The organism is Streptomyces sp. NPDC002690 (assembly GCF_053592415.1).
The window spans coordinates 1-2557 of sequence record NZ_JBSFVR010000621.1 but is presented as its reverse complement, the minus strand read 5'-3'; the positions used below and the strand labels follow the sequence as shown (position 1 = coordinate 2557).

Annotated in this window: 2 protein-coding genes and 1 pseudogene; all 3 read right to left on the bottom strand. The window is 68.9% G+C overall.

Annotated elements, in window-relative coordinates; translation table 11 throughout:
* Window positions 1-182: 182 nt before the first annotated feature.
* Window positions 183-1040: an oxidoreductase gene (locus tag ACWD3D_RS35970; RefSeq protein WP_451464868.1), complete on the bottom strand. Its 858-nt coding sequence runs from the start codon at window positions 1038-1040 to the stop codon at window positions 183-185.
* A 172-nt stretch (window positions 1041-1212) separates the two neighbouring features.
* The gene (locus tag ACWD3D_RS35965; RefSeq protein WP_451464867.1) at window positions 1213-2046 is read right to left on the bottom strand and encodes an oxidoreductase; all 834 of its coding nucleotides are present in this window, start codon (window positions 2044-2046) and stop codon (window positions 1213-1215) included.
* A 206-nt stretch (window positions 2047-2252) separates the two neighbouring features.
* A pseudogene (locus ACWD3D_RS35960) lies at window positions 2253-2557 on the bottom strand (hypothetical protein); the annotation flags it as partial.

Genomic DNA, 2557 nt, shown 5'->3' with positions numbered 1-2557 from the left:
GGTGGACCGACCACCCGCCGCCGACGGCGTTCTTCGCTGTCCGGGACGTGCCCGGGGAGGTGCACACGGCCCTTGGGGGAGGGCTCGTGTGCACCTCGGGGAATCACCTGGCTCGGAGAGAGAGCACCGGTGGTGTGGTCCGAGCGCTCGGCGGGCCGGCTGACTCGCCGCCACCGATGCTGTCAGAGAACCGCGTTGGCTGCGGCGCCCGGGAAGTCCGTGCTGTACGCCAGGTCCTTGCCCGCCTCGAACTCCGCCTGGAGCTGTTCGAGCTTGACGCCGATGCGCCGCTGGGCGTCACTGCCCAGGACGACCCAGTGGGGGGTCTCCTGCGCGGTCGCGACCTGCCAGATCGCCTCGGCGGCCCGCTCCGGGTCGCCGGGGAACATCTCCGGGGTGAGACTGCCCATCATGCCGCGGAAGGCGCCGGCGGTGTCGGCGTAGTCCGCGATGGCCTCGCCGGACGCCTTCGTCCGGTTCTCGATACCGGTACGGAACGAACCGGGCTGGATGATCATCGCGCGCAGGCCGATGGGTTCGATCTCCTGCCACAACGCCTCGGTGAAGCCCTCCAGCGCGAACTTGCTGGACGAGTAGAACCCGTTGGCCGGGAGACTGGCCAGGCCGTCCATGGAAGAGACGTTGACGATCGTGCCGCTGCGGCGTGCTCGCATGCCGGGCAGCACCGCCCGGGTGAGGGCGACCGCGCCGAAGAAGTTGACTTCGAACAGCCGCCGGTAGTCGCTTTCCTCCTGCTCCTCCAGGGCACCTATGAAGTCGATCGCGGCGTTGTTCACCAGGATGTCGATGCCTCCGAAACGCTCCTCGGCGGCGCGCACCGCGGCCACCCGGTCCGCGGGATCGGTGACGTCGAGCCGGACCGCGAGCGCGGTCTCCGGGTAGCGGGAGGCCAGCTCGGTGGTGGCCTGCGTCGAGCTGGCGGTCGCCACCACCTGGTCGCCGTTGGCCAGGACGTGTTCGGCCAGGGCCTTGCCCAGTCCGCTGGAAGCGCCGGTGATGAGCCAGGTCTTGCGAGACATGAGAGATCTCCTTCAGAGAGTACGAAATGATGTAAAGCGTTTCAAAAAGCCTGAAACGTTTGAAAGAAGAGTGCCTAGTGGTGCGGAAGCGGGCGGGAGGTGAAGCGCGACGGACGACGGACGCGGTGGTGCGTCGCGTCGGCCGAATCCCACGCGGGAGGGCGGGGAGGGACTACGAGGGGAAGTCCGCCGCACCGCTGGCCGCAGCCCATTTCCGGGTTTCCGCGGCGCGAGCCTCGCCCGCCTCCAGCGCCATGGCCACGGACTGGGCGCCGAGCAGGAGCCTGCGCGGCGGGTCGTCGTCGCCGACGACCTCGATGAGGACCTGCGCGGCACGTACCGGGTCCCCGGGCTGGGTGCCGTTGTTCTCGGCCCGGTACTTGTTCATGGCGCCGACGGTCTCCTCGTAGTCGGCCCCCACGGCGTGCAGTTCCATCGACGAGCCCTGCCAGTCCGTACGGAAGGCGCCCGGCTCGACGATGACGACCTTGACCCCGAACGGGGCGACCTCGTTGGCGAGAACTTCGGAGAAGCCCTCCACCGCGAACTTGGCGCTCTGATAGGCGCCCATCCCCGGGGTGCCGCCGACCCGGCCACCGAGGGAGGAGAACTGCACGAAGGTTCCCGAACGCTGCTCGCGCAGCACCGGGAGCGCGGCTCGGGTCACGTTGACGACTCCGAAGAAGTTCGCCTCGAACTGCGCGCGGAAGTCCTCCTCCGCCATCTCCTCGATCGGCCCGCTGTTGGCGTACCCGGCGTTGTTGACGATCACGTCCAGGCGGCCGAAGGCCTCGACCCCGGCCTGGACCGCGCGCCCGGCGGCCTCGACATCGGTGACGTCCAGGGCCACGGCCAGCACGCGGTCGCCGTAGCGGGAGACCAGATCGGCAAGCTGCTCCGGCCGACGGGCGGTGGCCACCAACCGGTCACCGGTCGCCAGCACCGCTTCCGCGAGAGCGCGCCCGAATCCACGGGACGCGCCGGTGATCAACCATGTACGAGACATGTCGTGTCCTTCGATGTTCATTGGTGATGCCCCGGATGAGCGGAACGAGCCGTCCATATCGGCTGGTTGGCTACCAATGTCCGGGGAAACATCTCGAAGGACGTCCGTCGTTTGACTGCGACTTGTTCATGTGCCGACCGCGCTCGGCTCCCCGGTGTAAGTCATCGGACGGTCCGTCACACGCCGGCCCGCGACCGTTCCAGGGCTCACTCCGGGTCGCCCCCGGCGTCCTCCGGGCGCAGGTCCAGGAAGCTGATGTCCGGGTCGTGGGGTTCCGGGGTGTCCGGGCGCAGGTCCAGAAAGCTGGTGTCCGGGTCGTGGGGTTCCGGGGTGTCCGGGCGCAGGTCCAGGAAACTGGTGTCCGGGTCGTGGGGTTCCGGGGTGTCCGGGCGCAGGTCCAGGAAACTGATGTCCGGGTCGTGGGGTTCCGGGGTGTCCGGGCGCAGGTCCAGGAAACTGGTGTCCGGGCCCAGTGGTCGGGGCGTACTTCCGCCTCTTCCGTGTCCTTGGC